Genomic DNA, 26,740 nt, shown 5'->3' on the forward strand with positions numbered 1-26,740 from the left:
GGTTTGCGATTCGCTGTAGGTGCGCAAGACGACGACGAATCGGCAAATACATTAGCCCCGCTTCGCGTCGGTCTTGTGTGGCTGAAATCTGGGCGGAATCCCCATTGCTACGAGCGGTGTGCGCCGTGGTGGTGGGTGACGGGCAGGGTGCGTCGTGTGGGCGAGAGGTTGTTGCTCATGCGGCGTGCCCTGCCCCCTCGGGAGGCGAAATCGCGTGACTACTTACTCCGGCGGCGGGCAGATCGACAGGGCGCAACTGGTATTGGATCGGCACACGGCTCTGAGTGCAAATGGTTGTTGCGCCGGCTGCGGGAAGTCGGGGTCGTGCCCACAACGCGAAGCTGCCGTTCGCGTATTCCGCCACTCCCTGCGTCTACCCAGGCGGAACCCGGGAGCGACACGCCCTGAGCTGATCAACGCGCGTCGGATCGGCGGCCCTGCACTCTTCGGGGCATCGTCTCGTGCCGTCGTAGGGGGCGTCGTGAACACCCCACCCTGCGGAAGCAGTGACGGTGCGCATGGATGACGACGACGCGGACCTGATCCGACCAAGGCATCGCCCGCACCGGTCACTCCGCTTCCCTGGTGGCCGCCCGTGTGCGTGTCCCTCGTGCCGCGGAGCGCGCAAGCGAGAGCGGAAGCAACAGGCATCTGGTGCTGCGCCGCCGGCCACTGGCTATCTCCAGTTTCCCGATGGTGGCGTGCCACCGTCTCCGGCCTCTCCCTACAGGCCGACGCATATCGATTGGATCCGCGCGGCCGAGGCGGTGACCCGAGGCCACCCCGGCCGCGCGCAAGGAATCGCACCCGTCGGAAGGAGCGGACCCCCTCGCACGTCAGCTCACGGCACGTAACCCGTCAGCTCTCACATCGAAGGAGACACGGCACCATGACCGACACGATCACTGGTAACCCGACGACCGAGGCTTACACCGGCCCCATTGACCTGTCCCGCCCGCACTTCGTGGGCGTCGGTGGGTCCGCGATGTCCGGACTGGCCCGATTGCTGGCCGAACTGGGCCACCAGGTCAGCGGCAACGACCTGAACGACTCCGCCACACTCGCGGCCCTGGGCGTGGCGGGCGTGCGGGTGCACGTGGGGCATGACGCCTCCCACGTGCAGGGCGCGAGCTGCGTCGTTTACACCACCGTTGCCCACAACGCGCCGGAGATCGAGGCGGCCCGTGCCGCCGGTATCCCGGTGGTTCACCGGGCGCAAGTTCTCGACGCGCTCAGCGCCAATCGGCGGCTCGTCGCGGTGTCCGGCTCGCACGGCAAGTCCACCACGACCGGCATCCTGGCCCACATCCTGCGCACCCTCGGGGAGGACCCGACCTACCTGATCGGGGCTGACCTGACCGGGCCGGGCTCTGGCGCCCGTCTCGGCGGGTCTCAGCTGCTGGTCGCTGAGGCCGACGAGTCGGACCGGTCGTTCCACTTCCTCACCCCGTCGATCGCCATCATCACCAACGTCACAGACGACCACCCGGAGAACTTCATCAACCACGCCGCGGTGATGCGCGCCTACGTCGAGTTCGGTTGCCGGATCGCTTCTCGCGGGTTCCTGGTCGCGAACGCCGACTGCGTGGGTGCGAACGTGGCCGCCGAGGTCATCGCTGACGAGCGACCCGACCTGACGGTGCTGCGCTACGGCCGGAGCCGCACAGCCGATATCCGCCTGCTCGATGTGCGCGCCGAGGGGTGGAGCGTTTCGGCGACCGTCCGGATGCCGAACGGGACGACGGTGCGGCAGACTCTGCCGACCCCGGCGGTGCACCACCTGGAGAACGCGGTTGCGGCCGTGACGTGTGCGGTGGCCCTGGGCTTGGACCCCGCCGACGTAGCGGGAGCGGCGTGCACCTTCTCGGGGGTACGCCGTCGCTTCGAGCACGTCGACACTCGGGCCGGGGTGACGGTGATTGACTCCTACGCCGATCATCCGAAGGAGATTGCCGCCGACCTGGAGGCCGCGCGCACCTTGGCTCGTGGCCGGGTCATCGTGGTGTTCCAGCCGTCCGGGCACGCCCGGGTGCTGGCCTTCGGTAGGCGGATCGGCCGGCTCCTGGCGGACCAGGCCGATCACGTCCTGCTGCTCGACGTGCACGGCACCGTGCCTCAGGGGCGGCCGGCGGCCGACGCAACAGTGATCGTGACTCAGTTGCGCGACGGTCAATACTGCTTGCCGCTCGGCGCGGACCACGTGGCCCGGCTCGTCGGGCGGATGGCCGGTCGCGGTGACGTGGTTCTGACGATGGGCACCGGTGATGTGGCCGGCTACAGTGCGGCGATCCTGGACGCCCTGAGCCAGCGTTCCGAGGTCGCGTTGTCCGCGTGATCCTTACGCCTAGGAGATGACAGTGCCGGGTTCCTCGATCAGCTTGCTCGCGAGCGCGAGGAGTCCGGCGCTGTTCGATGCCTCAACCAACACCACATCGCCCGACCGACGGCTAGGTTGACCTGGTCGAGTTAGCGTCGGTCCTAACTGGAAGGTTGGTCAGGTCCGCGTCTACTCTCGCGCGGTACTCTCATCAGCACCCGACGGGAGGGATCAAGATCAATGGCCATGACCTGGCGGGATCTAAGCCTCCCCAACCGCGAAGAGGTATGGCGGCAACTGCGGGGCTTGAGGGTTTCTCCACCCGGTGCTGCCGCATCCGACCGGGGGCGCCGCGAGACTCTTCAGTCTGCTCTAGAGCAGGCGCAGCAGTTGATGGATGCAGCGGAGAGCGCCGGGTACGCCACCCGTCCTCTCCAGTTGTTCTACGCCCTGTCCCAGGGAGGTCGTGCGATAGCCGCCGCTTCGCCCCGTCTGCCAGCCAGCATTCAGGTGCCCGACCGTGATGACCGCAGCCGAATGAAGACTCAGGACCTTCCATGGAAGCTGGGCGGGCATGGTGTCAAGGCGACCAACACCAGTCAGGGCCGGATCGCAAAGGTCCGCGTGCATGCTGAGTGGACTGGGCTGCTGCCGGGTGTCGCCGTTGCTCTTGGTGCCGAGTGCCTGAAAGCGGACGAGAAGATCTCGGTCGGGGAACTTTGGCCACTACTGCCAGAGTCGCACAAGGTGCCCCTCGATGAGGCATCGCAGCACGCAGCACTTTCATTTGAGGGTGTTTCTGAGCCCTTACATGGCGTTGGTTCTATCCGTGTTGACCAGTTCAAAACCGTCGCGTTCTATGAAGCGTTACTGGGGTACGTGCCAGGAACTGTGCGCAGGGAATGTGGTGACGATCAGGCGAAGCTGAGTGCCTTCCTGGACCACTATCCGTCGCTTGCTGGTTACATCTTTCCGAACCCTGGTGGTGGGTCCATTGGCTGGGGTGGTTCAGACGGCAGTGGGACATACAGTCACCTGAACGTCTATTGGCCTTACCCGAATGCCGCTAGCGTCGAGTGGGGTAAGCAGGCTCATCAATTGAAGGCCACGCGATATCGAGGGGCGGGAGACTGGTGGGTGTTCCCGAAGGTTGGGAGCATGGCAGGGTCGCTGCACCCGCTTCTGGCATGGTGGACCGTGCTTTTCGCGCTATCGATGATGGCGCGATACGAGCCGAACAACTGGGCGCGGATGATCCAGATCGACTCGTCCGTCGAAGCCAGTGCTATCGAGCACATCCTAGATCAGGCGCTCGACGTGGTGCCTGCGCTGCTGTTGGACGCCATACAAGTAGTTGGTGGCACCTGACAGACGAGCAGCCACGCTAAGTGACATGGTTGACCACGGTGGCGTTGTCCGCGTGACCCTTACGCCTGGGCGGTAATAGCGCCGGGTTCCTCGATCAGCTTGTCCGCGAGCGCGAGGAGCCCGGCGCTGTTCGATGCTTTCACCAACACCACATCGCCCGGCCGGAGGCCGTCCCGCAGCATTTCCCACGCCTGCTGCACGTCCACCGCGCGATCAACCACGGTGCCGCCGGCCCCGGCCGCGTACTGGTCGGCGTTTGTTCCGCCGATCGCCACCAGCCACCCGGCCCCGATCTCGGCTACCTGTTGGCCGATTTCGCGGTGCACCTGCGTGGCGTGTTCGCCCAACTCATTCATCTCGCCCAACACCGCGACCGCCCGCTGACCGTCGCCGGTCATCGCGTGCAAGGCGCGTAGTGCGGCGCGCATGGCGTCGGGCGCGGCGTTGTAGGCGTCGTTGATGACCGTCACCCCGTCCGCGCGGGTGGTGACCTGCATCCGGCCTGGTGACACCGCTTCGGCTTGCGATACCGCCTGGGCCACGGCTTCGATCGGGTGTCCCAGCCCGAGAGCGACGGTGGCGGCGGCGAGCGCGTTGGACGCCTGGTGTAGCCCGTAGAGGCGCAACCGCACTTCGGCGGTCTGTCCGTCGTACATGAGCCGGAAGCCGGCGCGTCCCAGCTCGTCCAACGTCACATTCTCGGCCCGCACGTCCGCCGGGCTCTCGATCCCATAGGTGAGCACGCGGGCGCGTGTGCGGCTCGCCATCGCGGCCACCAACTCATCGTCGGCGTTGAGCACCGCCAGCCCGCCGTCGTGCGCTGCGGGCAGGGCTTCAACGATCTCACCCTTGGCATGGGCGATGTTCTCCACCGAACCGAACTCGCCAAGGTGCGCGTGCCCGACGCGGGTAACGATGCCGACGGTGAGCGGGGCGATCCCAGTCAGGTAGGCCACGTGCCCGATCCCTCGTGCGCCCATCTCCAAAACGAGATAGCGGGTGTTGGCAGTGGCGCGCGTGACCGTGTACGGCAACCCAAGCTCATTGTTGTTGGACGCCCGGGTAGCAACCGTCTCGCCCCAGGCGGGAAGCACTTGGGCAAGGATGTCCTTGGTTGAGGTCTTGCCTACCGAGCCGGTCACACCGATCACCGTGGTCTTCGGGAGCCGGTCCACGACCACGCGGGCGATGCGTCCGTAGGCGGTAGGTACGTCGTCGACGACCACCGCCGGGACGCCGACCGGCCGTGATGCCAGCACGGCCGCCGCGCCGGCCTCGATCGCCTGGGCGGCGTAGTCGTGCCCGTCGACGCGCTCACCGGGCAGCGCCACGAACATCCCGCCCGGCTCAATCCGCCGGCTGTCGAACACGACCGGGGCGGTGATCGCCACCGGGTCGGGGGCGTCGTGGACGGCTCCACCAACGGCGGCCGTGATCTCTTGCAGAGTCATCGCAAGCACGAGATGAACTTACCGAATAAGGCTGACGCTGCGGGCGGTCCATTGGTCGGTGTTGCTGCATGTCGGCGGCCCGCGGCTGGTAGCCATCTGCTTAAAGCTCCGCCTTGTAGGGGTGCGCCCGGCAGGATTCGAACCTGCGGCCTTGGGATTAGAAGTCCCCTGCTCTATCCGCTGAGCTACGGGCGCGTGTGGCGTGGATGTCGCGCCCAGAGGGTACCGCCGTCGCATTGCCCGGCGGAGAAAAGGGTGCCCGTGTCCACGTTGCCGAGCAGGGTCTCACGTCCGCCTCGTAGCGGGCATCCGGGTTACCTCGAAGCGGTCCGGCCCCGGACCGTAGCGTTGGCTCGTGCTGCTGGATTCCGACGCCGAGAGCGACGTCGCCTACGAGCTGTGCCAGGTCGTCGGTCGCGCCATCCTGCCGTACCGGTCAACGGGCGACGTCGGTACCGCGTTCTTCTTCCGGGGCGGCGACGACCCGGTGGGGGATTCGCTGCTGACGGCGGCCGACCTGGTGGTCGGTTCGGCTGGTGAGTTGGGCCTGCGGGCGAGCGTCACCGAGCCGGCGGGGGTGGCCCCGGCCGCCATCTCGGAGGCCGAGATCGTGCCCGGTTGGGCCCGCTTCCCGGGCGACGGGGTCGCGGTGTTGCCGACCGCTGGCCTGCACCGGTATGCCGGCGACGGCGGCTGGCGGTGGCGCGTGCAGCCGGTGCCGGCGGGGATCGCCGCCGGGCCCGAGGTGGTCGCCCGCCTCGGCGCCGACGCCAGTTCCGCTCTCGTGCTGGCCCATGGGGTACGCGAAGACGGGTCGCGGCCGCTGGAGGTCGCGATCGAGCGGGTGGTCCGCGACGGGGACGCCGTGCTGATCACCACCGAACTGCCGCCGGGGTACGTCGGCGCGCCGGTCTTCATCGTTCAGGCTGAGCCCACCGGTGAGGTCTCCCCGTACTGCCTGGGCCTGGTCCTGCCCGGTGTCGGCGCGCACCCGGTGGCGACCTTCGACCGGATCCGTGCCGTCCTCCCGGCGACGCCCGGCGACATCTGAGCCGCGCGCCGTCCGGCCTGGTCAGCCGCCGGGCGTCGCGGCCCCCGCCGCGTCGGCCGTCTGCGTGCTGGTCGGCGCTGTGTCAGCGCGGTCGGCATCGGTCGGGGTGGCGTCGGCCGGGGCGGTGGGGCCGGCGGCGAGGAACGCCTCGGCCCAGCGGCCCACCTCGTCGAAGACCTTCGTCCGCACGGCCGGGCCGGAGAGCGTGAGGTCGTGCAACCCGCCGTCGAAGCGCGCCATCGTGACGTGGCGGCCGAGGCGGGGCGCGTAGCGGACCATGTGCTCGACGTCCAGTACGGCGTCGGCCACTGTCGCGTTGTCGTGCCACTTGGTGCCCCGGAACGATCGGGTCGAGCAGGCGAGCAGCACCGGCACCTGGATGTTCAGCCCGGCGCGCAGCCGGCGTTGGCCGATGCGGATCGCGTTCAGCCAGCCGGCGGTGACCGGGAACCCGGCCAGCGGTTTCCACGCCAGGTCATAGGTCCACTCGCCGCGGTGGTCGGCGTGGAGGCTCTCGCCGTACACAGTGCCCAGCCCGAACGGCAGGATGCGGTGCGGCGCCCTGCGGCCCAGCCGGGACACGGCGGCCGCGAGGGGTCGACGGACCGCCCAGGGGGCGTTCAGGTCGAAGAAGGGGCTGTTGAGCACCAGGCCGTCGATGGTGCCGGTGTCGCGGCGGGCGTCCGCCCAGAGCGAGATGATCAGGCCACCGGTGGAGTGGCCCATCGCCAGCAGGGTGTCGTGCCCGTCGTCCTTGCGGATGATCTCGGCGGCGGCGTCCAGCTCGGGGAAGTAGTCGCTGATGTCGCGGCAGAAGTTCGGGGTCTGGGCCGGGAGCAGACTCCGGCCGTATTTACGCAGGTCGAGCGCGTAGAAATCCCAGCCTCGCTCGGCGAAGAAGTCAGCCAGGTGAGTCTGGAAGAAGTAGTCGACGAAGCCGTGCACGTAGAGCACAGCCCGCCCGGTGGGGCGCTCGGCCCGCCGCCGGACCAGCGTCGCGACGACGGGGCCTTCGTCGTCGGTGCCCAGGTCGATCGTCTGCCGCTCGTACGGCGGCCCCAACACGTCCGGTTCCACGAACGCGACGCTACGCCGCCAACCTACCCAGCGGTAGCCCACGCCCGCCCGATGCTCGCCCCCGCGATCTTGCACTTTGTGTCCCGGCGTAAGGGGCGATTGCCGCCATTCGGCGTTCGAAAGTGCAAGATCGCGGGGGCGTGGCGTGGGTCAGGCGGTTTCCGCGTCGGCGCGGAGGGCCGGGTCGACGGGCTCGTCGGCGTCGATCTGCGGCTGCGGGACGTCGCGCAGGTGCTTGTTGTGCCGGGGCTCCTGGCGGGTCTTGGCGTCGTTGAGCTTGCGGCGCAGGTCGTCCCGGACGTCATTGAGGGCGGCGTGCAGGTCCTCCTCGGTGGAGGTGGTGACGATCTTCTGTCGGCCGGCGATCCAGCACTCCAGGGTGACCTTCTGACCGCGCGCCTCCCGGTCCTTCACCGACACCTCCAGCTCGGTGGCATCGGCGTGGAAGCTGGCGAGCCGGGCGTCGAGGGTGCCGAACTGCTCGGCGATCCAGTTGCGGTCGCCCTGGGAGAACCCGGCGCCCACCCGCAGGCACTCAGCCACGGTGGCCGGGTTCGCCACGGCGCTCATCGCTGCGCCTCGGAAGCGTTCGCGGAGCCGATGGTAGTGATCATCATGGCGCTGACCTCTCGTCGACGTGGAGCTGTCGGTGGTGCGTTGATCAAGTCCTTACCCAGTTCGGGCGGCCTGGGAAACCGTGGACGGCGGGTCGGGTGGGTCGGGCGTACCACAGCAGGGCTTGATCAGGGCGTTGTCCACAGGTGGGTTCGTCATCCACAGGTCGGGGACGGGCGCTCGCAAAGGGCGCCCTCAGTGTCGATGCTCGTGTCGAGTCGACTCGCGCTGGCAGGCCCCGATCCCCCTGGAGGGACGATGTTCGACACTTACGTGACAATCGTCGGCAATGTGCTGACTACGCCCGAGTGGCGGCGTACGACCCAGAGCAACACCCTGGTGGCCAACTTCAAGGTCGCCTCCACCGCCCGCCGACTCGACCGGGACAGCGGCCGGTGGGTTGACGGCAATTCGCTCCGCGTCCGCGTCAACTGCTGGCGCAAGCTCGCCGAGGGGGTGGCGGCCTCCGTCATGGTCGGCGATCCGGTGGTGGTCTGCGGGCGGCTCTACACCCGCGACTGGACCGACGACGGCGGTAACCACCGCACGCTCTACGAGTTGGAGGCGGTGGCCGTCGGCCATGACCTGTCCCGGGGGCGCGCCCGTTTCCTGCGCAACCGGCCAAGCATGGCGACCAGCACGGTGGAGGACGCGGAGGCCGAGAGCCGGGTGCACGGCGAGCCCACCGAGCCGGTGCCGGCCGGGCAGGCGCCAGTGCTGCCCGACGACGGTCCGCTGGACGACGACTTCGAGCTGCCCGACTACGCGGAGCTGCGAACCAGCGCGTTCGGCAACGTCCCGGCCGACGACGACAGCCCTCCGAGCGGCGGCGTCCTCGGTGACGGCGGAGCGCTTGCGGGCGGCGGACAGGGCGGGCCGGCCGACGCTGCGCCGGCATTCGACGACGAGCTGGCCCCGTCGCCCGAGGCGGACGACGACAACCCCGACGGTGACCTGGACATCGAGTTGGGTTCGGTGCCCGACGAGGGGCAGCCGGAGCCGGCGCAGCCCGGTCGAGGGCGGCGTGGTCGGGGCCGGATTCCGCAACCAGCCTGATCGATCGGCTCGGCCGTCGCGGTTGAGCGGCACGACGGGGGCGGGGTGGCGGCGCGACCAGCGTCGTCACCCCGCGTGACAGGACGTCGGCGGGTTGCCGGCCGTCACGCGACGGGTCCTCGTTGCCGGTGCGGCACCGTGGGTTGGGCTGGTTCACGGGATGCTCGTCTAGGCTGGCCGGCCGGAGGTGGTGCGGGTGCGACGGACAGCGCCGATGGCGAACGCGGTGGGGCTGCTGGCCGGGTACGCGCTGGACAGGGTGCTCGGTGACCCCCGCCGGTGGCACCCGGTGGCTGGCTTCGGGCAGGCAGCGGGCGCGCTGGAGCGCCACCTCTACCGCCCGGACCGAACGGCGGGTACGGCATTCACCGCGCTGGCCGTGGGCGGGCCGGTGTTGCTCGGGGCGGTCGCCGCGGCGGCTACCCGCCACCGGCCGGTGACCCGGGCGGTGCTGGTGGCGGCCGGCACCTGGACCGTGCTGGGCGGCCGCACGCTACGACACGAGGCGACCGTCATGGGTCGTACGCTGCGTAACGGTGACCTGCCCGCTGCCCGGCGACGTCTCGGTCACCTCTGCGGGCGGGACCCGTCGACGCTGGGCGAGTCGGAGTTGGCCCGTGCCACAGTCGAGTCGGTAGCGGAGAACACCTCCGACGCGGTGGTCGCACCGCTGCTCTGGGGTGCGGTCGCTGGTCTTCCCGGGCTGCTGGGCTATCGCGCCGCGAACACCCTCGACGCGATGGTCGGGCACCGGTCGACGCGCTACGCGCGGTTCGGCACGCCGGCCGCTCGGCTGGACGACGCGCTCAACCTCCTGCCGTCCCGGCTGACCGGGCTGCTCACCATCGCCGTCGCGCCGGTCGCGCACGGGGACCGGCAGCGCGCCTGGCAGGTGTGGCGGCGGGACCGCAACGACCACCCGAGCCCCAACGCCGGTCAGTGCGAGGCGGCGATGGCGGGCGCGCTCGGGGTCCGCCTCGGTGGTCGCAACGTCTACTTCGGGCGCTCCGAGGTGCGGCCGTTCCTCGGCGACGGTCCCCGCCCCGAGGCGCGGCACCTGAAGCGGGCCGCCCGGATCTCCGGCGCGGTGGGGCTGGCCGCCGTCGGGTTGGCCGCCGCGTACCCGGTGACGCTCGGCCGGCTGGTCGGTGCGCTGAGCAGGCGTGCACTGACCGGTGCGGGCCGGCGAGGGTCGGCGGTTATGGCCGGTGAACGCGGGTTGAGTGGCGTGGCCGGGGCCCCGCGGTCGGCCGGTGCCGGTGAGCACGTGCTGCGAGCCGTCGGGATGGGCAGGGCTGCCGGGGTGCGCCGGGGGAGTGGAAGGTGAGCGGCGGGCTGCTGGTGGCCGGCACGACGTCCGACGCTGGCAAGAGCGTGCTCACCGCCGGCATCTGCCGTTGGCTGCACCGGCAGGGCGTGAAGGTGGCGCCGTACAAGGCGCAGAACATGTCGAACAACTCGGCGGTGGTCGTCGGGGCGGACGGGCGCGGCGGCGAGATCGGGCGCGCCCAGGCCATGCAGGCCGCGGCGTGCGGGCTCGCACCCGACCTGCGGTTCAACCCGGTGCTGCTCAAGCCGGGCAGCGACCTGGCCAGTCAGGTGGTGCTGCTGGGCGAGGCGGTCGACACGATCACCGCGGGCACCTTCCGGCAGTTGCGTCCCCGGCTCGCCGAAACCGCGTACGCCGCGCTGGCCGAGCTGCGCGAGACGTACGACGTGGTGATCTGCGAGGGCGCCGGCAGCCCTGCGGAGATCAACCTGCGGGCCGGTGACTACGTCAACATGGGGCTGGCCCGGCACGCCAACCTGCCCACCATCGTCGTCGGCGACATCGACCGGGGCGGTGTCTTCGCCTCGATGTTCGGCACCGTGGCCCTGCTCGACCCGGCCGACCAGGCGCTGATCGCCGGATTCGTGATCAACAAGTTCCGGGGCGACCTCGGGCTGCTCCAGCCGGGCTTGGACATGCTGCGTCAGGTCACCGGCCGCCCGACGTACGGGGTGCTGCCCTGGTCACTGGACCTGTGGCTCGACGCGGAGGACTCACTCGCCTACGGTCGGGTGCTCGGTCGACCCGCCGCCCCGCACGGCAGGGAATGGCTGGACGTGGCCGTCGTCCGCCTACCCCGGATCAGCAACGCCACCGACGTGGAGGCGCTCGCCACCGAGCCGGGCGTCCGGGTGCGCCTCACCATCGAACCGGCCGAACTGGCCGCCGCCGACCTGGTCGTCCTACCCGGCTCCAAGTCCACCGTCGCCGACCTCGGGTGGCTGCGCGAGACCGGTCTCGCCGACGCGGTGGCGACCCATGTGGCGGCCGGCAAGCCCCTGCTCGGCCTCTGCGGGGGCTTCCAGATGCTCGGCCGCGCCATCCACGATCCAGTGGAGAGCCGGCAGGGCAGCGTGCCGGGGCTCGGTCTGCTGCCCATCGACATCACCTTCGACCCGCGCAAGACCGTCCGGCAGTCGGTGGGCACCGGCCCCGGTGGCCTTCCCGTGCGGGGCTACGAGATCCACCACGGGTACGTCTCGCAGGCCGACCCCACCCTGACCCCGCTGCTGACCGGCGACGACGGCGTCGGAGAGGGCGCCGTGCTCGGCGTGGTGCACGGCACGCACTGGCACGGGGCGTTCGAGTCCGACGAGTTCCGCCGGTGGTTCCTCACCGAATCGGCTCGCCTGGCCGGTCGCAGCGGGTTCCGGGTCGCACCGGCCACCAGCTTCGCCGCCGCCCGGGAAAACTCGCTCGACCTGCTCGGCGACCTGGTCGAGGAACACCTGGACACCGATGCCCTCTGGCGTCTCATCGAAGCCGGCCCACCCGCCGACCTGCCCTTCATCCCACCCGGTCCTCCACCCTCCTGACCGGTTTACCGTCCCCTGTGGAGGGTGGTCGTGCTCGATCCTCGTCGTGGGGGCCACGCCCACCCGGCACGATCTTGCGCGGACCGACCGCCCGCAACGGAACGTGAGTGGCGGGGTCGGGGGAGTCAGGGGCGGATGTCGGCGGGACGGTCGGTGGTGGGCAGGCCGGCGGCGAGCCAGGCGTCCACGCCGCCGATCATGTCGGTGGCCCGGCGCAGCCCGAGGGTCTGCAGGCTGGCGGCGGCCAGGCTGGAGCTGTAACCCTGTCGGCACACCAGGATGATCTCCCGGTCGTACCCGGTGGCTTCCGGGATCCGCCAGGCACTGGCCGGATCGAGGCGCCACTCCAGTACGGTCCGGTCGACGACGACCGCGCCCGGCAGGTCGCCCTGTTCGCGGCGCTGCAGTTCGGTACGGGTGTCGACCAGCAACGCGCCGCCGCGGACCGCCTCGACGGTCTGCTGCGGAGTCAGTCGGTGCAGCCCGGCACGGGCCTGTTCGAGCAGGGCGTCTATACCGGGGCTCATCACGTCTCGGAGCACCACCCGATCATGCCGATTCGGTGGCACCCCGGGCGGCGAACGGGCCGCCCGTCACCCGTCGCCGCCCCAATTCCCCCGGACGTGACGGCGGCGGTGGTGGCGGCATACTTCGGTCATGCACCACTTGAGGCTGTGCTGAACCCGGGAACCGCCGGACCGACAGTCGCGGTTGTCGAGGCGTACGCCGAACTGGCTCGTCGGGTGCTCGCGAGCCCGGCGCGGTTGGGGCGGACCCGGCTGGTCGCGGTCGACGGGCCGAGTGGCGCGGGTAAGAGCCGGTTCGCCGCGCAGCTCGCGGATGCCCTGGCGGGGCCGCTCGGCGGCCGACCGCCGGTGGTGCACACGGACGACCTGCTGGACGGGTGGGACGACCAGGTCACCTTCTGGCCCCGGCTCGACGAGGGGGTGCTCGCCCCGCTGCGTGTCGGTGAGCCGGGTGCCTACCGGCGGTACAGCTGGGTCCGGCGGTGTTTCCTGCCCCGGCCGGTTCCGGTTCCGGTGGCTCCGGTGCTGGTGGTCGAGGGGGTCAGCGCCGCTCGGGCGGTCGTCCGGCCGGAGCTGACGCTGGCCGTGTTCGTCACCGCGCCCGCGTCGCTGCGGCTGGCGCGCGCGGTCGCCCGGGACGGGCCGGAGATCCTGCCCGAGCTGCGCCGCTGGCATGACGGCGAGCGGGCGCACTTCGCCGTCGACGAGACCGCTACCCACGCCGACCTGGTGGTGGACGGCGCGCCGACACTGCCGTTCGACGCGGACCGGTACTACGTGCGGCTGCGATGAGCGGGGCATGGACGTGGGCCACGGTCTGCGGCACGATGCGGAGAGCTACGGCGAACGGGGAGCCATCATGACGGCAGCGGACGCGCCAGCGCGGCGTCGGATCACCCTCACCGGCATCAGCTCGCGGGCCTGGGAGCACCCGGCCGACCGTGGTGCCCTGGTCGCGCTGCGGGAGCTGCGCGGCTTCGACGACGTGGTGCGGGCGTTCTTCGGGATGTGGAACGAGCGCGGTTTCCGGCTGTCCGTGCTGGCCTCCGGCATCCGGGTCGACCACCGGCAGTATCCGGCGGTGTGGCAGCGCTACACCGAGGCCGCGGCGGCGCTCGACGTGGCCGAACTGCCCGAGCTGTACGTGACCCAGTCGCCCTGGTTGGGCGCCGAGGCGGTCGGGCTGGAGCGGCCGTTCATCGTGCTGAACTCCGCCTGCGTGCAGCAGTTCGACGAGGACGAACTGCGCTGCCTGCTCGGCCACGAGTTGGGCCACGTGGGCAGCGGGCACGCGGTCTACAAGACCATGCTCATGATCCTCACCCGGTGGGCGGCCAACCTGAGCTGGTTGCCGGTCGGCGCGATCGCGCTGCGCGCCATCATCGCGGCGATGCTGGAGTGGTGGCGCAAGGCGGAGCTCTCCGCCGACCGGGCCGGCCTGCTCGCCGGGCAGGACCCGGCCGCCGCGCTGCGGCTTCTGATGAAGCTCGCCGGCGGCGGTGACCTGTCCCAGGTCGACACCACAGCCTTCCTGGAGCAGGCCGCCGAGTACGCCGGTGGCGGCGACCTGCGCGACAGCCTGCACAAGATCCGGATGACCGCGTGGAGCACCCACCCGGTGCCGGTGGCGCGGGCGGCGTCGCTGCGCCAGTGGATCGACTCCGGGGCGTACGGGCGGGTGCTGGCGGGGGACTATCCGCGCCGCGAGGACGACAGCTCGACAAGCGTGTCGGAGGAGATCAAGGCGGCTGCCGAGTCGTACCGGGAGGAGTTCAGCCGGTCGACCGACCCACTGGTCGGGTTGCTGCGCCGGCTCGGCGACGGCGCGAGCGACGTCGGCGAGTGGGTGGGCGGCACCGCCGGTCGGGCGCGTTCCTGGATGGACGCCGCCACCGAGGCGGCGGGCCGCGCACACCGCGCCGGGCGGGCCGCCCCGGGCGCGCGGGCCGGCGCCGGCCCCGCGGACAGCGGTGACGGTACGGGCTCCGCCGGCACACCCCGGTAAGGCCGGCATACGATGCCGGTCATGACCTCACCGATCATGACCGAGTCCGAGGTACGGGCCGCCGTCGAGCGGGAGATGCCCGGCGTCCGGGCCGACCTGGAACGACTCGTCCGCATCCCCGGCATCGCCTTCGAGGGCTTCGACCACTCACACGTGGAACGCTCCGCCGAGGCGGTCGCCGAGCTGCTGCGCGGCTGTGGCCTGGACGTCGACATCGTGCGATCCGGCGGCCAGCCGGCGGTGATCGGCCGTCGGGCCGCCCCGCCCGGAGCGCCCACCGTGCTGCTCTACGCCCACCACGACGTCCAGCCGGTCGGCGACCGGTCGCTGTGGGAGTCCGACCCGTTCGAGCCTGTGGAACGGGACGGCCGGCTCTACGCCCGGGGCGCGGCCGACGACAAGGCCGGCATCATGGCGCACGTGGCGGCGCTGCGCGCGTACGGTGACGCGCTGCCGGTCGGCGTGGTCCTCTTCATCGAGGGCGAGGAGGAGTACGGCTCCGACTCGCTGGAGCAACTGCTGGCCGAGCACCGCGACGCGATCACCTCGGACGTCATCGTCATCGCCGACTCCGGTAACTGGGACATCGGCGTACCGGCGTTGACCACCTCGCTGCGGGGCATCGTCAACTGCTTCGTCGAGGTACGCACGCTGGACCACGCGGTGCACAGCGGCATGTTCGGCGGCGCCGTGCCGGACGCGCTCACCGCGTTGGTCCGGCTGTTGGCGACGCTGCACGACGACGCCGGTGACGTGGCCGTGGACGGCCTGGTCGGCCGGGAGGGCGCCACCGTCGACTACCCGGAGGACCGGGTCCGGGCCGAGGCCGGGCTCGCCGAGGGCGTGCAGTTCATCGGCACCGGCCGGATCACCGATCGACTCTGGACCAAGCCGGCGCTGGCCATTCTCGGTGTCGACGCGCCGTCCACCGGCGAGGCGCCGAACGCCCTGGTCCCGGCCGCGAAGGCGAAGCTCAGCATCCGCCTCGCCCCGGGCGACGACCCCAAGCGGGCGTACGCGGCGGTGCGCGCGCACCTGGAGCAGCACGCGCCGTGGGGTGCGCAGGTGACCGTCACCTTCGAACACGACGGTGACCCGTGCGTGATCGACGCGTCCGGGCCGATGTTCGACGCCGCCCGCTCGGCCTTTCGGACCGCCTGGGACGGCACCGACCCGGTGGACATCGGCGTCGGCGGCTCGATTCCGTTCATCGCCACCTTCCAGGAGATGTTCCCGAAGGCGGCGATCCTGGTGACCGGCGTGGAGGACCCACACGCCCGCGCGCACGGCCCGAACGAGAGTCTGCATCTGGGTGAGTTCGCCCGGGTCTGCCTGGCCGAGGCACTGCTCCTGCGCAACGTGGCGGCGGCGGTGAGCAGTTAGGTGTCAGAACGGCAACTTTGGGCCTGATCTGGGAGTTTACGGCGTGTCGGATGGTCAGCTGTTATAGCCTTTCGTACATGAGTACGAACGAGGTGATGGCCCGGTTGGGGGCCGCTGTCAGCGCGCTGGGAGATGTCGATGTCTCCGCGTGGTCCGAGGACACGCTCAACGAACAGCTCGGTGAGCTCTCCGCCGCACTGGTCGCCCTCGACTCGGTGCTCTCCCGGGTCGCCGGCGAGGTCCGCGCCCGGGGGTTGCGCATCGAGGAACCCGTCTCCGCTTAGGGCGTGTGTCAAAGCCCCTGGCCGGCCTGCGGCGGGCCCAGACGACGACCGGCCGCGTTGGAGATTGGCTCGGATACAACACCGGTATCCGAGCCAATCTCCGCCTTGCCGGATCGCCGCCTGGACTCCGCCTCGGCTCGACCGAGGACTTTGACACACGCCCAGGCCCTGATCCGTCGTCCGCGTAAGCGGGCGGCACCCTGCCGACACCGCCCGGGCACGGCAATGCCCGGGCGGTGTCGGAGGTGACTGGCAGGATGAGCTGCGTGCGGTTCCTCGATCTGGCAGCCACCTCCGCCGCCGTCGGCGCCACCAGCGGCCGACGCGCCAAGGTGGAGCTGCTCGCTGACGCGCTGCGCCGGCTCGACCCCGGCGAGGTCGAGCCCGGCGCCGGCTATCTCGCCGGTGAGCTGCGCCAACGGCAGACCGGCGTCGGCTACGCGAGCCTGCGTGACCTGCCGCCGCCGGCCGCCGAGCCGACGTTGACGGTGGCCGGCGTGGACGCGGCCATCGCGCAGATCGCCGCGGTGCACGGCTCAGGCTCACAGGCTCGGCGTCGGGCGCTGCTCGGCGCCCTCTACGCGGCGGCGACGACCGACGAGCAGCGGCTGCTCACCGGCCTGTTCAGTGGCGAGCTACGGCAGGGCGCCCAGGCCGGCCTCCTCGCGGACGCGGTGGCCCGGGCCGCCGAGGTGCCGGTCGCCACGGTCCGCCGGGCGCTGCTGCTCGCCGGTGATCTCCGGGCGGTGGCGGTGGCCGCGCTGGCCGGAGGGGCCGCCGAGTTGGCCGGCTTCGGTCTACAGGTCGGCCGCCCGCTGGCGCCGATGCTCGCGCAGAGCGCCCCCTCGGTCGACGAGGCGCTCGCCGCGACCGGCACGCCGGCGGTGGTCGACGTGAAGCTCGACGGCATCCGCATCCAGGTGCACCGCTCCGGCACCGACATCGCCGTGTTCACCCGCAGCCTCGACGAGATCACCACCCGGGTGCCCGAGGTGGTCGCCGCGGTCCGTGCCCTGCCGGGCCGGGAGTTGGTCCTCGACGGCGAGGCGATCGGCCTGGACGAGACCGGCCGCCCACTGCCGTTCCAGCAGACGTCGAGCCGGGCCGCCCGACGCACCACCCCCAGCGCCACCGGGCGCACACCTGTCGCTCCGGCGGTGCTCGCGGCGGCTGCGAGCACGGGCGCCACGGTGCTCACCCCGTACTTCTTCGACCTGCTGCACCTCGACGGCCAGGATCTGATTGACAGTCCCGGCCGGGAGCGGTGGGCCGCCCTCGCCGGTTCGGTGGATTCGTCGCTGCTGGTCGGTCGCATGGAGGTCGACGGCCCGGAGCAGGCCGCCGCCGCGTTCGCCGCCGCGCTCGACGCCGGGCAGGAGGGCGTTGTGGTCAAGGCGCCGGACGCCCCCTACGACGCTGGCCGGCGCGGTGCCGCCTGGGTCAAGGTGAAACCGCGGCACACCCTCGACCTGGTGGTGCTCGCCGTCGAGTGGGGCAGCGGCCGACGCAAGGGCTGGTTGTCCAACCTGCATCTGGGTGCGCGTGACGCGCGCACCGGTGACTTCGTGATGCTCGGCAAGACGTTCAAGGGGCTCACCGACGAGCTGCTGCGGTGGCAGACCGAACGATTCCTCGACCTCGCCGTGGAACGCGGCGACTGGGTGGTCCGGGTCCGGCCCGAGCAGGTGGTGGAGATCGCCTTCGACGGGGTGCAGACGAGTTCGCGCTATCCCGGTGGGATGGCGCTGCGGTTCGCCCGGGTGGTCCGCTATCGCGACGACAAGTCCGCCGCCGAGGCGGACACCATCGACGCGGTCCGCGCCATCCACGCCGGCCGCGTCACCAGCTGACCGGGCGAGGTCAGGCGGAGGCGGTCGGCGTCGGCTCGGCGGCCCGGTCCAGCGGAGCCGGGGTGGTGCCGATTCCGGCGGCCCGGCGGGCCTCCCGACGGGCCACCCAGCCGTAGCCGAACAGCGCCATCACCGCGAACAGCCACCACTGCACGACGTAGCCGAAGTTCTGCCAGTTGTTGGCGTGCCCGACCGGCACCGCCTTGAACACCGGATCGGCTGCCGGGGTCTGCTCGTCAAGCAGCACGTAAGCGCCGTAGACCGGGTAGGGAAGCTCGCCGGCCAGCCGCGACACCCCGATCCGCCGGATCTCCAGCAGCCCGTCGCGTCGGGCCACAGCGCCGGCGCCGCTCTCGGTCTCGTGCACCCGGCCGACCACAGTCACATCTCCGGTCGGCGCGGCCGGCACCGACGGCTGGGCGGTCGCCCCACCGGGCGCCGGCGGGATCCAGCCCCGGTCCACCAGCACCGCCGTGCCGTCGGCGAGCACCAACGGGGTGAGCACCTCGAAACCGACCCGGCTGTCCACCGTGCGGCCACGGACCAGCACGGTGTTCGTGGGGTCGTACCGGCCGGTGACGGTGACCCGGGTCCAGACCTTGTCCTCGGCGGGGGCCGGACCGGCCGTCCCCGCGCCGCCGGCGGGAGCGCGCAGCGCGTCGATGAGCGGCACCGGAGCCATCCGCTGGCCCGCGTCGATCCGCTCGTTGACCTCGGTGCGCCCCCGGTAGCGGTCGAGCTGCCAGTTGCCGAGGAACACCATGACGGCGGCCGCGACCAGGGTCAGCGCGAGAGCGCCCAGCCAGCGTGGGCTCAGCAGGAACCGGTACACGGCACCGAGGCTACTCGTATGACCGGCGCCACTGACCTGGACCGGGCCGGATGGGTCGGGACCGGCGACCGGGCGTCCGGCCAGGGCCGGGCCGGGCACCCCGGTTGGCGGTGCTCGCGCCTCCAGCCGGGCGGGTATCGTCACGCCGACGGATCGGCCTCGGTCGTCCCGTCGCGTACCCGCCGCCGCTCGCGAGGAGTCGATGATGACCGTCGTGCCGCGCCTGGTGCTCAGCGCGCCGTCCTCCGGGCACGGTAAGAACGCGCTGGCGATCGGGCTGCTAGCCGCCCTGGCCGAGCGAGGGGTCGACGTCGCCGGGTTCAAGCTCGGGCCGGACCACGTCGACGCCGCCTATCTCGGTCTCGCCTCCGGCCGACCGGGTCGGGTGATCGACCCCCGACTGGTCGGCCTCGACCGGCTCGCCCCGCTGGTGGCGCACGGCGCCGCCGGTGCCGGGCTGGCCGTGGTGCAGGGCAGCATGGGCCTGTACGACTCGGTCGGTGGCCGTCCCGAGCAGGAGTCCACTGCCGCCGCGGCCGCCGCGCTGCGCAGCCCGGTGGTCCTCGTTGTCGACGTGGCCGCGATGGGCCAGTCGGTGGCGGCCCTGGTGCACGGTTTCCGCTCGTACGACGAGCAGCTGTGGCTCGGCGGGGTGATCCTCAACCGGGTGGCGTCGTCGCGGCACGAGGGGATGCTGCGCGAGGCGTTGGACGACGTGGGGGTGCCGGTCTACGGCGCGCTGCGTCGACAGGACCTGCCGGCGGTGCTGCCGTCGCGGCGGCACGGCGTGGCCCCGGTGGTCGAGGGTTCGGCCGACGCCGTCCGTGCAGTGCGCCGGCTGGGCGAGGCCGTCGCCGCCACCGTCGACCTGGAACGGCTGCTCGGGCTGGCCCGCTCCGCCCCGCCGCTGCCGGCGCCGGCCTGGTCTCCCGAGGAGGCCCTCGGCACGTTCACACCCCCGGCGAACCGCCCACTGGTGGCGGTGGCCGGTGGGCCGGGCGGCAGTTTCAGCCACCCGGAGACCACCGAGTTGCTCCGGGCCGCCGGCGCCGAGGTCGTCGTCGTCGACCCGCTGCGCGACGAGGCGCTGCCGGTCGGCACTCGCGCGCTGGTCGTCGGCGGCGCGCTGCCCGAGGCGTACGCCGAGCAGTTGTCGGCCAACCGGCGGCTCTGCATCGCGGTGGCCGAGTTGGCGCGGACCGGGCGTCCGGTGATCGCCGAGGGCGCCGGGCTGCTCTGGCTGGCCCGGGAGCTGGACGGGTTGCCGATGTGCGGCGTCCTGGACGCGGTGGGCGTCAGCCGTGACGGGGTGGTGGCCGGCTACCGGGAGGCGACCGCCCAGACCGACAGCGTCGTCGCCGCCACCGGGACGGTGCTGGTCGGGCACAAGGCACACCGCGCGGTGCTCACCCCCCGCGCCGGTCAGCGCGCGGCCTGGAGCTGGGACGGCGGCACGCCCGAGGGCTTCGTCTGGCGCAACGTGCACGCCTCGCAGCTCACGCTGCACTGGGCGAGCCATCCGGCGACGGCGGCCCGGTTGGTCGCCGCGGCGGCGGCCGATCCGACGAGCGAGGTGGTGCCCGCGCAGTCGGGCGAGGTGTCGGTGTGATCGGCCAGGTGGCGGTGCGCCGATTCCCGGCGCTGACCGTCTCCACCCCGCGTACCGAGGTGCGGCAGCTCACAGCGGCCGACGCGGCGGCGGCCGGGGAGATCTTCGCCGACAAGCTCACCCGGCGTTGGCTGCCGCTGCCCGACGACTCCGGCCCGATCGACGGGCTGGCCTGGTGCACCGATCTGGCCCGGCAGCGGCGCGACAGCGGAGAGGGTGACCACTACGCGGTGCTCCGGCGGGAGGACGACCAGGTGGTGGGCTCCCTGTGGACCCGGCGCACCGACTGGGGCGCCCGCCTCACCGAGATCTCCTACGCGATGGCGGCGCACGCGCGGGGCTTCGGCTTCGCCGCCGAGGCGGTCGATGCGGTGGCCATCGCGCTGATCCTGGAGCACGGCTTCCAGCGGGTCGAGCTGCGGGTGGCTCCCGGCAACCTGGCCTCGCGCCGGGTCGCCGAGAAGGCCGGGTTCAGCTACGAGGGGCTGCTGCGCAACGCCGGGTTCGTCAGCGGAGGCCGGGTGGATCTGGAGCTGTGGTCGTTCGTCGCCGCCGACCTGCGCTGAGCCTGAGCCCCGCCTACCTGCGCTGAGCCCCGCTGACCTGCGCTGACTCGCGCGCTGGTCAGCCGACGATGGCGTCCGAGGGTGGGGTGAACTGACGGGTCGGGGTGCCCTTCAAACCGTCGCGTAGGGTCTCCGAAACCGCCTTGATCGGGATCTGGGACTGCCCGTCACCGACCGCGTTGAACGGGTTGTCCGGGTCGGAGATGAAGCTCGCCGCGGCCAACTCCGGGGTGTAGCCCACGAACCAGGCCGACCGGGTGCTGTCGGTCGTACCGGTCTTGCCGGCCACCGGGCGTCCGACGGTGCCCCGCACGCTGTCGGCGGTGGACCAGCCGCCGCAGCTGCCGCGCGCCGGGGTGTCGCCGGTCGGGCAGCGGGCCGCGTCGGTGGCCGCCCGTGCCGCGTCCGCGCTGACCACCTGCCGGCAGCGCGGCTTGGCCACCTCACGGTGCAGACCGCCCGCTGTGGCGTACGTGGCGGGCGTGCCGTCCCGGTTCATGATCGCTTGCACGGGGATGGCCTCGCAGTAGCGGCCGTCGGCAGCGATGGCGGCGTACGCGTTCGCCATCTCCAGCGGGGTGGCGTCGGAGACGCCCAGGGTGAACGCACCCCACTTCTTCGCCTTGTCCGGGGACGCGTGGTCCCGGTCGACGTCGGTGCGCCACCGCAGCCCGAGCTGTTCGGCCAACCGGACCGCCCGGTCCGCGCCGACCTTCTCCTCCAGCCAGACGAAGTACGTGTTCACCGACTTGCCGAAGCCGGACCACATGGTCTGCTGACCGGACATGGCGCCGCTGGCGTTGGAGGGCGCCCAGCCGTCGTAGACCTCGGAGCGGTAGCGGTACGGGGCGTTGAACGAGGTGGAGAGGGTCATGCCCGCGTCGAGCGCGGCCAGCATCGGGAACATCTTGAACGTCGATCCGGCCTGGTAGCCGGCCAGGTCACCGCCGCCGAGCAGCGGTGCCACAGTGTTCGGGTAGTTGGCCTTCACGTTCGGCCCGGCCTCCGGGTTGGAGCTTTGCGGGTTCTCGGCCAGGTCCAGCGAGTACGTCCGGTTCACCGCCATGGCCTTCACCCGCCCGGTGCCCGGCTCGGAGACCACGATTCCGTTGGCGAACGGGCTGCCCGTGGCCTCTTTGGTGCCGACGTTCTTCTCCGCGGCCTCCTGGATCTTCGGGTCGATGCTGAGCACGATGCGGTAGCCGCCCCGGCGCAGGTTGTCCATCCGTTCCAGCCGGTTCGCCCCGAACGCGGGCTGGGCGCTCCACCAGTTCTTCAGGTAGTCGCAGGCGAAGCCCCAGCTGTTGTACTTCTCCGCCACCGCGGCGCAGTCGTGCGGTGGGGTGGTCAGCTTGAGCCGGATCGGTTCGGACTTGGCGGCGGTGGCCGAGTCGGGGGAGAGGTAGCCGAGTTGGCTCATCCGGTCCAGCACGTAGTTGCGCCGCCCGGTGGCCTCCTTCTGGTCGGAGTCGGCCGGGTCGTACTCCGAGGGGGACTTGACCAGTCCGGCGAGGGTGGCGGCCTCGACCGGGGTGAGGTCCTTCGGGGTCTTGGAGAAGAAGATTTCGCTGGCGGCGTAGATGCCGTACGCCCGGTGCCCGAAGTACGCCGAGTTCAGGTAGCGCTCCATGATTTCTTCCTTGCTGATCTCCTTCTCCAGGTCCAGCGCCATCCGCATCTCCTTGACCTTGCGCAGGCTGGTCTGCTGGGTGGCTTCCTGGACCTCCTTGGGCGTGGTCGCGCTGTCCCGTAGGGCCATCCGGACGTACTGCATGGTCAGCGTCGAGGCGCCCTGGGAGCCGCCGGAGCGGGCGTTGGAGACGAAGGCCCGGGCCACGCCCTTCGGGTCGACGCCGTGGTGCTGGTAGAAGCGGGAGTCCTCGGCGGCGATGATCGCCTGCTGGATGTTCGGCGACATGTCCGACAGCTTCGTGTACTGCCGGTACTCCTCGTAGAACATCGTCAGCACGGTCTTGCCGTCCGGGCCGTAGACGTACGAGGTCTCGGCGGGCAGGGCGGTCTTCAGCACCCGGGTCTTCTGGTCCACGGCGTGCGCGGTGGCCTTCGCGCCGAGCCCGGTGAGGGCGACGACCGGGTAGGCGACGGCGGCGATCACGATTCCGGCGATCAGTCCGGCGCGGAGGAGAGGGACGAGACGACCAGCGGCAGCAAGGGGTCGGTTGCTCACCTGGTCAAGTTATGACATTTCCGATTCGTACATGAGAAGAACTCTTAAACCGGCGAGTGGTGACGTGGCTTACGCCGAGATCGGCTGTCCCACCGGCCACCTTCCCGGCAGGATCGCGGACATGTCTGATCAGCCGAGCGCTGTCGCCCCACCCGCCGGGGTCGAGCCGGACCTCGCCCACCACGGCGACGCGGAGGCGACCGCCGGCCTGATCGACCTCGCCGTCAACGTCCGTCGGGCGCGGCCGCCCGCCTGGCTGGCCGACCCGATCGCCGCGACCCTGACCGACCTGGCCCGCTATCCGGACCCGGCGCCGGCCCGGGCTGCGGTCGCCGCCCGACACCGCCGTCACCCGAACGAGGTGCTGCTCACCGCCGGCGCCGCAGAGGGGTTCGTGCTGATCGCTCAGGCGCTGCGCGGCGTGCGCCGCCCCGTGGTGGTGCACCCTCAGTTCACCGAGCCGGAGGCGGCGCTGCGGGCCGCCGGACACCCGGTCGAGCGGGTGCTGCTCGACGCGGCCGACGGCTTCCGGCTCGACCCGTCCCGGGTGCCCGCCGACGCCGACCTCGTGATGATCGGCAACCCGACGAACCCGACCTCGGTGCTGCACCCCGCCCAGGCGGTGGCCGCGCTGGCCCGCCCCGGCCGGGTTCTGGTGGTCGACGAGGCGTTCGCGGACACCACCATCGCCGCAGGGCACCCCGGCGAACCGGAGTCGCTGGCCGAGCGCCGCGACCTGCCCGGGCTGCTCGTGGTGCGTAGCCTCACCAAGACGTGGGGCCTGGCCGGGCTGCGGATCGGCTACCTGCTCGGCGCGCCGGAGCTGCTGTCCCGGCTGGCCGCCGTCCAACCGCTCTGGGCCGTCAGCACACCCGCGCTGGCGGCCGCGTCGGCCTGCGCCAGCGCCGTCGCGGTCCAGGCCGAACGCGCGATCGCCGCCGACCTCGCCGCCGACCGCGAGCACCTGGTCGCGCGCCTCGCCGAACTGCCCGGTGTACGCGTCGTCGGCCGTCCCGCCAGCGCGTTCGTCCTGCTGCACCTGCCGGGCGCGACAGCGATCCGAGCCGCCCTTCGCGAGCGCGGCTGGGCGGTACGCCGAGGCGACACGTTCCCCGGCCTCGGCCCGGACTGGCTGCGGGTGGCCGTACGCGACCGAAACACCACCGACGCGTTCATCAACGTGCTGCGCGAGACCATGGAGGCATGATGCTGGAGACCACTATCGCCGCGATCCGCCCGGCGGACGAAGCGGCAATGGCCGCCGCCCGGGCGCTGCACGGCCGGCTGACCAAGCCGGCGGGCTCGCTGGGCGCGCTGGAGGAGCTTTCGGTACGCCTCGCCGGCCTGGCCGGAGTCTGCCCGCCACCGCTGCCCGAGCCGGCCGCAGTGGCGATCTTCGCGGGCGACCACGGGGTGCACGCCCAGGGGGTCAGCCCCTGGCCGCAGGAGGTCACCGCGCAGATGATCGGCAACTTCCTGGCCGGTGGAGCGGTGGTCAACGCGTTCGCCCGGCAGGCCGGCGCCTCGGTCACCGTGGTCGACGTCGGCGTGGCCACCCCGCTGCCCACCGATCCGGCTGTGCTCGATCCGGCCGCCGACCCGGTCGTGCTCGATCCGGCCGTGCCCCGGCTGGTTGTCTCGTCCGTCCGCCGGGGCACCGGCGACCTCACAGTGACGGCCGCGCTGACCCGGGACGAGGCGCTGGCGGCGGTGCGGACCGGCATCCGGATCGCCGACGAACTGATCGACGCCGGCGCCGGCATCCTGCTCACCGGGGACATGGGCATCGGCAACACGACCCCGGCCGCCGTGCTGATCGCCGCGTTCACCGGCGCCGACCCACTCGACACCACCGGTCGGGGCACCGGGGTCGACGACCCGACGTACGCGCGCAAGGTGGCTGTGGTGCGGGCCGCGCTGGCCCGGCACACCCCCGACCCGGCCGACCCGCTGGGGGTGCTGGCCGCCGTCGGTGGTCTGGAGCACGCCGCCCTGGCCGGGCTGATCCTCGGGGCCGCAGCGCGCCGCACACCGGTGCTGCTGGACGGTGTGATCGCGGTCTCGGCCGCGCTCGCCGCCGCCGCGTTCGCCCCGGACGCGGTCTGCGCCATGGTCGCCGGCCACCGCTCGGCCGAGCCCGGTGCCACTGTCGCGCTGCGCCACCTCGGCCTCGACCCGCTGATCGACCTGGGGCTGCGCCTCGGTGAGGGCACCGGCGCGCTGCTGGCGTTGCCCGTGGTCACCGGCGCGGTCCGGGTGCTGCACGAGGTGGCCACCTTCGACTCCGCAGGGGTGGCCGAGAAGTGAGCACGAGCCGCGAACGAGCCGTCCGCCTCGGTGGTGCGGCGTGACCTCCAATCCGTACCCCCTGGGTTTGCGGCTGCACGGGCGGCGCGTGGTCGTGGTGGGTGGCGGCGCGGTCGCCACCCGGCGCGTACCCGCGCTGCTGGACGCCGGCGCGGACGTCCTGCTGGTGGCCCCGGAGCTGACTCCGGCGCTGCGCGCCCGGGCCGACGCGGGTCGGCTGCACTGGGTGCCGCGCCGGTTCGTGCCCGAGGACCTGGACGGTGCCTGGCTGGTCCAGGTCGCTGTCGACGACCCGATGGCGGCGGCTTCGGTGAGCGCCGTCGCCGCCGAGCGGCGGATCTTCTGCGTGCGGGCCGACGACCGGACGGCCGCCACCGCCTGGACCCCGGCCGTGACCCGGCACGGCCCGGTCACCGTGGCGGTGCTCGGTGGCGGCGACCCGCACCGGGCGATGACCGTCCGCGACGCCGTCCGCGACCTTCTGGCGGTCCGCCTGGCGCCCGCCGCCGCTGCGCCGTCCGGCGGGCTCGGTGCCGCTGCTGCGCCGCCTGGCCAGGCCGGTGCCGCTGCTGCGCCGCCTGGCGGGCTCGGCGCCGGTGTGACCGAGGCCGGTGTGAGCGGCGGGCGGCAGGTCGGGCGGGTGGCGCTGGTCGGGGCGGGGCCGGGGGACCCGGAGCTGATCACCGTGAAGGGCTGGCGGCTGCTCACCGAGGCCGACGTGGTGGTCGCCGACCGGCTGGTGCCCGGACTGCTCCTGGACGAGCTGCGCCCGGACGTCGAACTGGTGGACGCCTCGAAGATCCCCTACGGCCCGTCCCGGGCCCAGGAGGAGATCAACCAGATCCTGGTCGACCGGGCCCTGGCCGGCGCGTTCGTGGTGCGGCTCAAGGGCGGTGACCCGTACGTCTTCGGGCGCGGCGGCGAGGAGTTGTTGGCCTGCGCTGCCGCCGGTGTTCCGGTGACGGTGGTGCCCGGGGTGACCAGCTCGATCGCCGCCCCGGCCGCGGCTGGGATCCCGGTCACCCATCGGGGCGTGGCGCACGAGTTCACTGTCGTCTCCGGACACCTGGCACCCGACGCACCGGCTTCGCTGGTGCGCTGGGACGCCCTCGCCGGTCTGCACGGCACCCTGGTGATCCTGATGGGGCTGAAGAACCTCGCCGCCATCACGGCCACCCTGATCGCCCACGGTCGGTCGCCGCAGACCCCCGCCGCTGTCGTTCAGGAAGCCACGACGGGCACCCAGCGGGTGCTGCGGTCGACGCTCGACGCGGTGGCCGCCGACGCGCTCACGGCCGAGGTACGGCCACCCGCCGTCGTCGTGGTGGGCGACGTGGTCAACACCCTCGACGGCTGAGGGAGCCGCTGCATCCCGCCGGGAGCCGGGAG

Annotated in this window: 21 protein-coding genes, 1 tRNA gene and 1 pseudogene; 16 read left to right on the plus strand and 7 right to left on the minus strand. The window is 72.0% G+C overall.

Translation table 11 applies throughout. The annotated features are described in order from the left end of the window. Positions 1 to 889: 889 nt before the first annotated feature. The gene (gene murC / locus AB0B68_RS05425) at positions 890 to 2,335 is read left to right on the plus strand and encodes a UDP-N-acetylmuramate--L-alanine ligase (RefSeq protein ID WP_357257965.1); all 1,446 of its coding nucleotides are present in this window, start codon (positions 890 to 892) and stop codon (positions 2,333 to 2,335) included. Positions 2,336 to 2,557: 222 nt separating this feature from the next. After that, positions 2,558 to 3,685, plus strand: a complete 1,128-nt coding sequence (locus AB0B68_RS05430) for a hypothetical protein (protein ID WP_357257967.1) — start codon at positions 2,558 to 2,560, stop codon at positions 3,683 to 3,685. Between the two features lie 59 nt (positions 3,686 to 3,744). On the opposite strand, the gene murF is transcribed toward AB0B68_RS05430, so the two are convergent. Next, positions 3,745 to 5,136: a UDP-N-acetylmuramoyl-tripeptide--D-alanyl-D-alanine ligase gene (murF, locus tag AB0B68_RS05435; RefSeq protein ID WP_357257969.1), complete on the minus strand. Its 1,392-nt coding sequence runs from the start codon at positions 5,134 to 5,136 to the stop codon at positions 3,745 to 3,747. Between the two features lie 122 nt (positions 5,137 to 5,258). Beyond that, positions 5,259 to 5,331, minus strand: a tRNA-Arg gene (locus AB0B68_RS05440). A gap of 160 nt (positions 5,332 to 5,491) precedes the next feature. Here AB0B68_RS05440 and AB0B68_RS05445 point away from each other — a divergent pair. After that, positions 5,492 to 6,187, plus strand: coding sequence for a hypothetical protein (locus AB0B68_RS05445; RefSeq protein ID WP_357257971.1), 696 nt, complete (start codon positions 5,492 to 5,494; stop codon positions 6,185 to 6,187). 21 nt (positions 6,188 to 6,208) lie between these two features. Here AB0B68_RS05445 and AB0B68_RS05450 read toward each other — a convergent pair whose 3' ends face one another. Both AB0B68_RS05450 and AB0B68_RS05455 read right to left on the minus strand, forming a co-directional pair. Continuing rightward, a complete protein-coding gene (locus AB0B68_RS05450; RefSeq protein WP_357257973.1) occupies positions 6,209 to 7,264 on the minus strand; it encodes an alpha/beta hydrolase in 1,056 nt (351 codons plus the stop codon). Between the two features lie 150 nt (positions 7,265 to 7,414). Next, positions 7,415 to 7,834: an HPF/RaiA family ribosome-associated protein gene (locus tag AB0B68_RS05455; protein ID WP_355008931.1), complete on the minus strand. Its 420-nt coding sequence runs from the start codon at positions 7,832 to 7,834 to the stop codon at positions 7,415 to 7,417. Positions 7,835 to 8,137: 303 nt separating this feature from the next. Between AB0B68_RS05455 and AB0B68_RS05460 the strand changes: the two genes are divergently transcribed. The 3 genes and pseudogenes from AB0B68_RS05460 to AB0B68_RS05470 all read left to right on the plus strand — a co-directional run bounded on the left by AB0B68_RS05460 (position 8,138) and on the right by AB0B68_RS05470 (position 11,800). Next, on the plus strand, positions 8,138 to 8,935 hold the full coding sequence (locus AB0B68_RS05460) for a single-stranded DNA-binding protein (RefSeq protein ID WP_357257975.1): 798 nt from the start codon (positions 8,138 to 8,140) through the stop codon (positions 8,933 to 8,935). Positions 8,936 to 9,149: 214 nt separating this feature from the next. Then, positions 9,150 to 10,088 (plus strand): annotated as a pseudogene (locus AB0B68_RS05465) (cobalamin biosynthesis protein); the annotation flags it as partial. Between the two features lie 170 nt (positions 10,089 to 10,258). Beyond that, the gene (locus tag AB0B68_RS05470) at positions 10,259 to 11,800 is read left to right on the plus strand and encodes a cobyric acid synthase (RefSeq protein ID WP_357257977.1); all 1,542 of its coding nucleotides are present in this window, start codon (positions 10,259 to 10,261) and stop codon (positions 11,798 to 11,800) included. A 125-nt stretch (positions 11,801 to 11,925) separates the two neighbouring features. On the opposite strand, the gene AB0B68_RS05475 is transcribed toward AB0B68_RS05470, so the two are convergent. Continuing rightward, entirely contained in the window at positions 11,926 to 12,327 is a 402-nt protein-coding gene (locus tag AB0B68_RS05475) for a rhodanese-like domain-containing protein (RefSeq protein ID WP_355009007.1), read from the minus strand. Positions 12,328 to 12,474: 147 nt separating this feature from the next. On the opposite strand from AB0B68_RS05475, the gene AB0B68_RS05480 reads away from it, so the two are divergent. The 5 genes from AB0B68_RS05480 (at position 12,475) to AB0B68_RS05500 (ending at position 17,849) form a co-directional block, all read left to right on the plus strand. After that, the gene (locus AB0B68_RS05480; protein ID WP_357202933.1) at positions 12,475 to 13,119 is read left to right on the plus strand and encodes a hypothetical protein; all 645 of its coding nucleotides are present in this window, start codon (positions 12,475 to 12,477) and stop codon (positions 13,117 to 13,119) included. Between the two features lie 67 nt (positions 13,120 to 13,186). Further along, positions 13,187 to 14,332 (plus strand): M48 family metallopeptidase, encoded by a 1,146-nt coding sequence (locus tag AB0B68_RS05485; protein WP_357202977.1) that lies wholly within the window; start codon positions 13,187 to 13,189, stop codon positions 14,330 to 14,332. 36 nt (positions 14,333 to 14,368) lie between these two features. After that, a complete protein-coding gene (locus AB0B68_RS05490; RefSeq protein ID WP_357258050.1) occupies positions 14,369 to 15,715 on the plus strand; it encodes a dipeptidase in 1,347 nt (448 codons plus the stop codon). A gap of 77 nt (positions 15,716 to 15,792) precedes the next feature. After that, positions 15,793 to 15,999, plus strand: coding sequence for a hypothetical protein (locus tag AB0B68_RS05495; protein WP_030333429.1), 207 nt, complete (start codon positions 15,793 to 15,795; stop codon positions 15,997 to 15,999). Positions 16,000 to 16,256: 257 nt separating this feature from the next. After that, on the plus strand, positions 16,257 to 17,849 hold the full coding sequence (locus AB0B68_RS05500) for an ATP-dependent DNA ligase (RefSeq protein WP_357257979.1): 1,593 nt from the start codon (positions 16,257 to 16,259) through the stop codon (positions 17,847 to 17,849). Between the two features lie 10 nt (positions 17,850 to 17,859). On the opposite strand, the gene AB0B68_RS05505 is transcribed toward AB0B68_RS05500, so the two are convergent. Continuing rightward, a complete protein-coding gene (locus AB0B68_RS05505; RefSeq protein ID WP_357202368.1) occupies positions 17,860 to 18,681 on the minus strand; it encodes an SURF1 family protein in 822 nt (273 codons plus the stop codon). Positions 18,682 to 18,886: 205 nt separating this feature from the next. Here AB0B68_RS05505 and AB0B68_RS05510 point away from each other — a divergent pair, with 205 nt between their 5' ends. After that, entirely contained in the window at positions 18,887 to 20,290 is a 1,404-nt protein-coding gene (locus AB0B68_RS05510; RefSeq protein ID WP_357257981.1) for a cobyrinate a,c-diamide synthase, read from the plus strand. After that, on the plus strand, positions 20,287 to 20,856 hold the full coding sequence (locus tag AB0B68_RS05515; protein ID WP_091405515.1) for a GNAT family protein: 570 nt from the start codon (positions 20,287 to 20,289) through the stop codon (positions 20,854 to 20,856). Before AB0B68_RS05510 ends, AB0B68_RS05515 begins: the two co-directional genes overlap by 4 nt. A gap of 58 nt (positions 20,857 to 20,914) precedes the next feature. Here AB0B68_RS05515 and AB0B68_RS05520 read toward each other — a convergent pair whose 3' ends face one another. Further along, positions 20,915 to 23,044, minus strand: coding sequence for a transglycosylase domain-containing protein (locus AB0B68_RS05520; RefSeq protein ID WP_357202362.1), 2,130 nt, complete (start codon positions 23,042 to 23,044; stop codon positions 20,915 to 20,917). Between the two features lie 121 nt (positions 23,045 to 23,165). Between AB0B68_RS05520 and cobC the strand changes: the two genes are divergently transcribed. From cobC to cobA, 3 genes are read left to right on the plus strand one after another with little or no spacing between them, the layout of a single operon-like run. After that, positions 23,166 to 24,251 carry an Rv2231c family pyridoxal phosphate-dependent protein CobC gene (gene cobC, locus AB0B68_RS05525; RefSeq protein ID WP_357257983.1) on the plus strand — a complete coding sequence of 362 codons (1,086 nt, stop codon included), beginning with the start codon at positions 23,166 to 23,168 and terminating at the stop codon, positions 24,249 to 24,251. Beyond that, positions 24,251 to 25,351, plus strand: a complete 1,101-nt coding sequence (gene cobT, locus AB0B68_RS05530) for a nicotinate-nucleotide--dimethylbenzimidazole phosphoribosyltransferase (protein WP_357202356.1) — start codon at positions 24,251 to 24,253, stop codon at positions 25,349 to 25,351. Before cobC ends, cobT begins: the two co-directional genes overlap by 1 nt. 40 nt (positions 25,352 to 25,391) lie before the next feature. Beyond that, positions 25,392 to 26,708, plus strand: coding sequence for a uroporphyrinogen-III C-methyltransferase (gene cobA, locus AB0B68_RS05535; RefSeq protein WP_357257985.1), 1,317 nt, complete (start codon positions 25,392 to 25,394; stop codon positions 26,706 to 26,708). Positions 26,709 to 26,740 lie beyond the last annotated feature (32 nt).

It is taken from the genome of Micromonospora sp. NPDC049049 (assembly GCF_040649115.1).
GTDB lineage: Bacteria > Actinomycetota > Actinomycetes > Mycobacteriales > Micromonosporaceae > Micromonospora.

What these genes read in the sequence shown, in the direction of transcription:
- murC (WP_357257965.1), top strand. Translation starts at nt 890, where the DNA reads ATGACCGACACGATCACTGGTAACCCGACGACCGAGGCTTACACCGGC.
- AB0B68_RS05430 (WP_357257967.1), top strand. Translation starts at nt 2,558, where the DNA reads ATGGCCATGACCTGGCGGGATCTAAGCCTCCCCAACCGCGAAGAGGTA.
- murF (WP_357257969.1), bottom strand. Translation starts at nt 5,136, where the DNA reads ATGACTCTGCAAGAGATCACGGCCGCCGTTGGTGGAGCCGTCCACGAC.
- AB0B68_RS05455 (WP_355008931.1), bottom strand. Translation starts at nt 7,834, where the DNA reads ATGAGCGCCGTGGCGAACCCGGCCACCGTGGCTGAGTGCCTGCGGGTG.
- AB0B68_RS05460 (WP_357257975.1), top strand. Translation starts at nt 8,138, where the DNA reads ATGTTCGACACTTACGTGACAATCGTCGGCAATGTGCTGACTACGCCC.
- AB0B68_RS05475 (WP_355009007.1), bottom strand. Translation starts at nt 12,327, where the DNA reads ATGAGCCCCGGTATAGACGCCCTGCTCGAACAGGCCCGTGCCGGGCTG.
- AB0B68_RS05485 (WP_357202977.1), top strand. Translation starts at nt 13,187, where the DNA reads ATGACGGCAGCGGACGCGCCAGCGCGGCGTCGGATCACCCTCACCGGC.
- AB0B68_RS05490 (WP_357258050.1), top strand. Translation starts at nt 14,369, where the DNA reads ATGACCGAGTCCGAGGTACGGGCCGCCGTCGAGCGGGAGATGCCCGGC.
- AB0B68_RS05495 (WP_030333429.1), top strand. Translation starts at nt 15,793, where the DNA reads ATGAGTACGAACGAGGTGATGGCCCGGTTGGGGGCCGCTGTCAGCGCG.
- AB0B68_RS05500 (WP_357257979.1), top strand. Translation starts at nt 16,257, where the DNA reads ATGAGCTGCGTGCGGTTCCTCGATCTGGCAGCCACCTCCGCCGCCGTC.
- AB0B68_RS05510 (WP_357257981.1), top strand. Translation starts at nt 18,887, where the DNA reads ATGACCGTCGTGCCGCGCCTGGTGCTCAGCGCGCCGTCCTCCGGGCAC.
- cobC (WP_357257983.1), top strand. Translation starts at nt 23,166, where the DNA reads ATGTCTGATCAGCCGAGCGCTGTCGCCCCACCCGCCGGGGTCGAGCCG.
- cobT (WP_357202356.1), top strand. Translation starts at nt 24,251, where the DNA reads ATGCTGGAGACCACTATCGCCGCGATCCGCCCGGCGGACGAAGCGGCA.